Source organism: Phenylobacterium sp. (assembly GCF_036263695.1).
In the GTDB taxonomy this organism is placed as follows: domain Bacteria; phylum Pseudomonadota; class Alphaproteobacteria; order Caulobacterales; family Caulobacteraceae; genus Phenylobacterium.
In genome coordinates this window covers 1-5,575 of sequence record NZ_DATAGM010000143.1, presented here as the reverse complement: position 1 = coordinate 5,575, position 5,575 = coordinate 1, and the positions used below count along the sequence as shown (strand labels likewise).

Below are 5,575 nucleotides of genomic sequence, written 5' to 3'. Positions count from 1 at the left end.
ATCGTCGGAGGGTGGGCCGTCGGGGCCGGATCGGGAGCCCAGCACGTCCGCTTCGCCAGAACGGCGCACGACGAGCGGCTCGGGGGGAGCCTCGGCGGGATCGGCCGCCGCCTCTGCGGGCGACGCGGAGCCGACGGCTTCGGCGGGTGGGATATCCAAAGGCTCGGCAAGGCTGACGTCCGGCGAAGGCGCCGCCAGCTGGTCCATAGGGATGTTTCGGGCCGTGGTGGAGCCGGCCGCCTGCCGCGGGGCGAAGTATCCGCTCTGCCGGCCGACGACGGGCCCGGCCGGCGTGGCGCCCGACGGTTGAGCGGCGGAGGGCTGGACTTGTGGGCGCAGCAGGGCGGTCGCGGCGGTGAGGCGGCGGCCGGGCTGTTCGGCGACGGCCCCGGGCTGCTCCCACGGCGCATGAGTGAGGCGCTCACGCGTGAACCGGTTCGCGACGAGGAAGGTGACGACCAGCACCGCGAGCAAGGCGGCGCCGTTCATCGCCAGTTGGCGATAGTCGCGGGGTTGAGCCTTTGCGGCGGCGATCACGAGAGGTTCAACGGGGTCGACGCGGAATCGTTCTGCGCCCGGCGGCGGCTCGCTGCGCGCGGCGGCCCGCAGTTCCAACCGGGCGCGCCGGGCCTGCAGGTCGGCGACGCCGGGGCGGGCGACGTCGATGGTGGCGTCCTGCTGCTCGCCGCTGTCGAGGTCGGTGAGCGACAGCCGGATGGCCCCGTTGGCGTCCGGGATCGGCCGCCAGGCCTCGGCATAGGCCAGCGCCGCCTCGTGAAAGCTGGCGGCGCGCACTACGCGCCCCTGGTCGCGGGTCTCGCGGGCGGTGTGTACGACGAACCTACGCGTCGCGCCGTCGCTTCGGATAGCCGGAGTAATCAAGGCGCAACTCCCCGCCGGTGCACTCTCTCTTCAAGAGGGAATTTGTCGCCGGCGAGGCGAGTTCCAGTCCGGGCCATGACCCGGCTCCGCCCGTTGGCGGCCCCTGACTCGCCGCTACCCATTCTGGGTAAGCGTGGCGAAAATGGGCCGCCCCGGGCGCGTCGTCCTGTCGCGTCAGATCTGCCGCGCGCGGCCTTTCCAGTAGGGTTCGCGCACCTTGTTCCGCTGGATCTTGCCGGCCTGGCTGCGCGGCAGCTCCTCCGCCCAGTCGATGTCGCGCGGGACCTTGTAGCGGGCGAGGCCGCGGCGGGCGAAGTCGAGGATTTCCTGCTTCAACGGCTCGGTGGGTTGCACGCCGGCCTTCAGCTGGATCACGGCCCGCACCTCCTCGCCCCACTCGTCGTTGGGGATGCCGATGGTGCAGCTGTCCTCGACAGCCGGGTGCTTGATCAACTCGTTGTCGATCTCCTGCGGATAGATGTTCACCCCGCCGGAGATGATCGTCTCGGCGTTGCGGCCGGTGAGGAACAGGTAGTCGTCCTCGTCGAGGTAGCCGATGTCGCCGAGCGTGAAGTAGTCGCCGCGCCGCCCCTTCTGGGTTTTCTCGGGGTCGTTGTAGTACTGGAAGGCCCCGCGTTCGGGCAGCTTCATGTAGATGGTCCCGGCCACGCCCGGCGGGCACTCGTTCCCCTCGTCGTCGAGGATCTTGGCCGAGTCCGCGCCCGGCCGCTTGCCGACGCTGCCGGGCTTCCTCAGCCACTCGTGGGAGTCCAGGCGGAAGCCCGCGCCGCCCTCGGAGCCGGCGTAGTATTCCGTCAGCACCGGCCCGAACCATTCGATCATCGCCCGCTTCGTCTCCGGCGGGCAGGGCGCCGCGCCGTGAGTGATGACCTTTAGTGAGCTGACGTCGTACTTCGCCCGGACCTCAGGGGGGAGCGCCAGCAGCCGCTGGAACATGATCGCCACGAAGTGCGAGTGGGTGACCCGCCGCTCCTGGATGGTGCGCAGCACGCCCTCTGAGTCCCACTTGTCGATGAACACCAGCGGCACGCCGTTGGTCAGCGGCCGGCGCACGTCGCCCAGCAGCGGGGCGGCGTGGTAGGCGGGCCCGGTGCACATGTGCAGGTCGTGGTCGCGGTCGTAGGCCGGGCTGAACTCGGGGGCCGGCGCGTCCGGCTTGAAGACGCCCTTGGGCCGGCCGGTCGTGCCCGAGGTGTAGAGCATGGTGTAGCCGCGCTGCGGGTCAGGGATGTCCGAGGCTTCGAACCCGGCCAGGGTCGCCTCGTAGGGCAGGAAGCCGGCGATCTCGCCGCCGATGGCGACCTTGATCGACAGCATCGGGCACTGGCCCGCGGCCGGCGCCGCCGCGGCGATGCGGGCGTCGGCGAACAGCGCCTTGGCTTCGCAGTCCTGGACGATGTAGGCGATCTCGTCGGCCGTCAGGTGCCAGTTCACCGGCGTGATCCGCATGCCCGTGCGCATCGCCGCCGACAGCACCTCGCAGAACTCGGCCCGGTTGGAGCAGAGCAGGGCGACGCTGTCGCCGGCCTTCAGGCCAGCCTCGCGCAGCAGGCGTACGATGCGGTTGGCGTTGGCGTTCAACTCGCCGAAGGTGCGCTCGCGGCCGTCGGGGTCGTAGACCGCCACCTTGTGCGGGGTGAGGTCCGCCCACACCGCGTGCATCATGCCGACGCTTATGGCCTCGTTGACCCGCGTCGCCAGGTCGAGCTTGTCGATCACTGCGTCCATTCCGTCCTCCCGAAATATCGACGCTATTTCGCGTCGTGACCCTCTGGCGGGGCCGTGAGAGGATAAGCTGACAAAAAAGCCAGTGGAAAGGCCGCCGACAGAGCGGCGATGGGAGGACGACGATGAGCATGATCCAGGACGCCGAAGATCGCGTGGGTCCGTTCCGGACGCCCCGCAACATGGCCCAGCAGGTCAAGGGCTCGATCCACGACGACGCCACGGCTTCCAAGCTCGGCCTGAAGGGCGGCACGGTGGCCGGCTCGATCCACATGGACCAGTTCGTGCCCATGCTGCTCGATCTCTACGGCGAGACCTGGTGGAAGACCGGCTGCCTGTCGCTGATGTTCAAGCAGGCCACGGTCGACAGCGAGCAGGTGCGGGCGGTGGTGCGCCCGGGCGAGCCGCGTGCGCGATTGACCATGTACAACCAGCCCGGCGACCTGATCTGCGAGGGCACGGCCAGCCTGCTCGCGCCGGATACGGACTCCGAGCTCTCCAGGCGTCTGCCGGCCCAGGAGCCGGCGAAGCCCGGCGCCCTTCGGATCCTCGCGGCGCTGAAGGTGGGCGATGAGGCGAAGGACATCCCCGTGGAGATCAGCGCCGAGGGCGTGCGGCGGCGGCTGGAGACCATCACCGAACCGCTGCCGGCCTACGAGGGCGAGCACGCGATCCTGCCGCCCTCGCTGGCGGTGGGCCTCGCCCACCAGGCGCGCTCGGCGGTGGTCGGCTCGGCCGGCAAGTCGGTGGGCCTGTTCGGCGCGCTGGAGGTGCAGCACCTGGCCGGGCCGTTGCGCGCCGGGACGGCCTACCTCGCCCGCACCAAGGTCAGGCAGCTGTCGGAGAGCCCGAAGACGGAGAACGTCTGGTACGACGTCACCCTCTCCGACAAGGCCTCGGGCCAGGACGTCGCCAACGTCCTCTTCATGCTCCGCTTCATGAAGGCGTCCTCGCCGCTCTGGGCCTGATTGCCCCGGCGTCACGCCGCGCCTAAGCTGTAGTCAGGCTCGCCTAGAGAGGGAGCGGGCGAAAGCAAACGGGGGTTGAGGCGCATATGACGGGCAGACTTATCGCGGCGGCCGCCGCCGCAGCTTTGTTGGCGGGCTCCGCCGGCGCGGCCGAGCCGGTGAAGGTGAAGATCGACGCCGGCGTGCTTGCGGGCGCCAGCGAGGGCGGCGTCAACTCGTTCAAGGGCATCCCCTTCGCCAAGCCGCCCGTGGGCGAGCTGCGCTGGAAGCCGCCAGTGGCGCCGGCCGGCTGGAGCGGCGAGCGGGATGCGACCAAGTTCGAGCCGCCTTGTCCGCAGCCGATCAACGCCGACGGCCGGCCGAACGGCGGCGGCGTCTCCGGCGAGGTCAGCGAGAACTGCCTCTATCTGAACGTCTGGGCGCCGGCGAACGCCGAGAAGGCCCCAGTCATCGTCTGGCTCTACGGCGGGGCCGGCTACCTCGGCGGGGCGCACCTGGGCGCCTACAACGGCACGAGTTTCGCCAGGAACGGCGTGGTGGTGGTGACCACCAACTACCGGCTGGGCGCCCTCGGCTACTTCGCCCACCCGGCGCTGACCAAGGCCGCCGCGCCGGGCGAACCGCTGGTCAACTACGCGATGATGGACGCGGTCGAGGCCCTGAAGTGGGTCCGGCGCAACATCGACAAGTTCGGTGGGGACCCGAACAACGTCACGGTGATGGGCCAGTCGGCCGGCGGCTTCATGGTCGTGGGCCTCCTCTCCATCCCCAGCGCCAAAGGCCTGTTCCACAAGGCGGTGGTGCAGTCCGGAGCCGGCCTGCGCCCCGGCCGCACGCTGGCCGACGGCGAGGCGGACGGGATCAAGGCGGCGACCGCGCTGGGCCTGCCCGGCGCCGCCGCCACGCTTGAGCAGCTCCGGGCCCTGCCGCCCGAGGCGTTCGTCAGCAAGCAGGAGACCCGCTCCGGGATCCGCGGCGTCGTCGACGGCAAGTTCGTCACCACCACCACCCTGGACGCGCTGAACGCCGGTGAGGCCCACGACGTGCCGCTGCTGGTCGGCAGCAACAACGGCGAGGGCGGCGCGGACGGCGCGCGCAAGCTGGTGCAACTCGCGGCGAAGGGCGCCCCGGCCTATCAGTACTACTTCACCTACGTGCCGGCCTGGCGCACGGCGGCCCAGCCCAACGGCGCGCCCCACTCGGCCGAACTGCCCTACGTATTCGCCAGCCTCGACACCGCCTCGACGGGCGGCGGCTCTCAGGCGACCGAGGCGGACCGGGCGGTGGCCAAGAACGTCAACTCCTGCTGGGTGGCGTTCGTGAAGTCCTCGCCCGCGGACAAGGCCTTCACCTGCGGCAACGGCTTCAAGGTCTCGGCCTACGACCCCGCCGCCGACGACGTCTCGGTGTTCGCCGACGCCTTCTCGGTCCGCAAGGGCGCGGAGATCCCCAACGGCCCGCCGGCCAGCGCCGCCGCGCCGGCTGCTCCGGGCGCGACCCCGACTGCGCCGGCCGGCGCGAACTGAAACGCAAAGGCCCGCCTGCGCCGCTGGGTCGGCGCTGGCGGGCCCGCTCAGTTTCAGCTAGATCAGAAGCTGAGCGTCAGCGTGGCGCGGAACGCCTGGCCCGTGGCCTCGTCCGAGAACTCGCCCGAGTAGGTCGCCTCGGCCTTCAGCCGCTCGCCGACCTGCCAGTCGAGGCCCGCGCCGACGACGACTGCGCCGTCGGCCACTGGAGCGCCCGCCACGCGGAAGGTCCCGCCGCCCGCCTGCAGGGCCACCGCCGTCGAGGGCGCTTCGCCAGACAGCGCCTCGCGCCACGCAAGGGTCCCGTTGAGCTTCAGCGGCGAGTCCGAGCCCAGCGCCGTCGAGCCGCGCACGCCGATCGTGGCGAACGAGGCGTCGTGGTCCTGGGCCGCGCCGGCCAGGGCCGCCGCGCCGCCGGTTTCACGGATGCCGTCGGTCTCCAGGTCGGTGCGC

At 71.1% G+C, this 5,575-nt stretch carries 5 protein-coding genes; 2 read left to right on the top strand and 3 right to left on the bottom strand.

Translation table 11 applies throughout. The annotated features are described in order from the left end of the window. Together VHK87_RS05730 and VHK87_RS05725 are read right to left on the bottom strand one after the other, a co-directional pair. A partial coding sequence (locus VHK87_RS05730) for a DUF5961 family protein (RefSeq protein WP_329633937.1) occupies positions 1-882 on the bottom strand: 882 nt, incomplete at its 3' end. Positions 883-1,056: 174 nt separating this feature from the next. Beyond that, positions 1,057-2,631 carry an AMP-binding protein gene (locus VHK87_RS05725; RefSeq protein WP_329633936.1) on the bottom strand — a complete coding sequence of 525 codons (1,575 nt, stop codon included), beginning with the start codon at positions 2,629-2,631 and terminating at the stop codon, positions 1,057-1,059. 122 nt (positions 2,632-2,753) lie between these two features. On the opposite strand from VHK87_RS05725, the gene VHK87_RS05720 reads away from it, so the two are divergent. Both VHK87_RS05720 and VHK87_RS05715 read left to right on the top strand, forming a co-directional pair. Then, positions 2,754-3,596 (top strand): hypothetical protein, encoded by an 843-nt coding sequence (locus VHK87_RS05720; protein ID WP_329633935.1) that lies wholly within the window; start codon positions 2,754-2,756, stop codon positions 3,594-3,596. A gap of 86 nt (positions 3,597-3,682) precedes the next feature. Then, positions 3,683-5,122, top strand: a complete 1,440-nt coding sequence (locus VHK87_RS05715; RefSeq protein WP_329633934.1) for a carboxylesterase/lipase family protein — start codon at positions 3,683-3,685, stop codon at positions 5,120-5,122. 62 nt (positions 5,123-5,184) lie between these two features. On the opposite strand, the gene VHK87_RS05710 is transcribed toward VHK87_RS05715, so the two are convergent. Next, a partial coding sequence (locus tag VHK87_RS05710; RefSeq protein WP_329633933.1) for an autotransporter outer membrane beta-barrel domain-containing protein occupies positions 5,185-5,575 on the bottom strand: 391 nt, incomplete at its 5' end.

What these genes read in the sequence shown, in the direction of transcription:
- VHK87_RS05725 (WP_329633936.1), bottom strand. Translation starts at nt 2,631, where the DNA reads ATGGACGCAGTGATCGACAAGCTCGACCTGGCGACGCGGGTCAACGAG.
- VHK87_RS05720 (WP_329633935.1), top strand. Translation starts at nt 2,754, where the DNA reads ATGAGCATGATCCAGGACGCCGAAGATCGCGTGGGTCCGTTCCGGACG.
- VHK87_RS05715 (WP_329633934.1), top strand. Translation starts at nt 3,683, where the DNA reads ATGACGGGCAGACTTATCGCGGCGGCCGCCGCCGCAGCTTTGTTGGCG.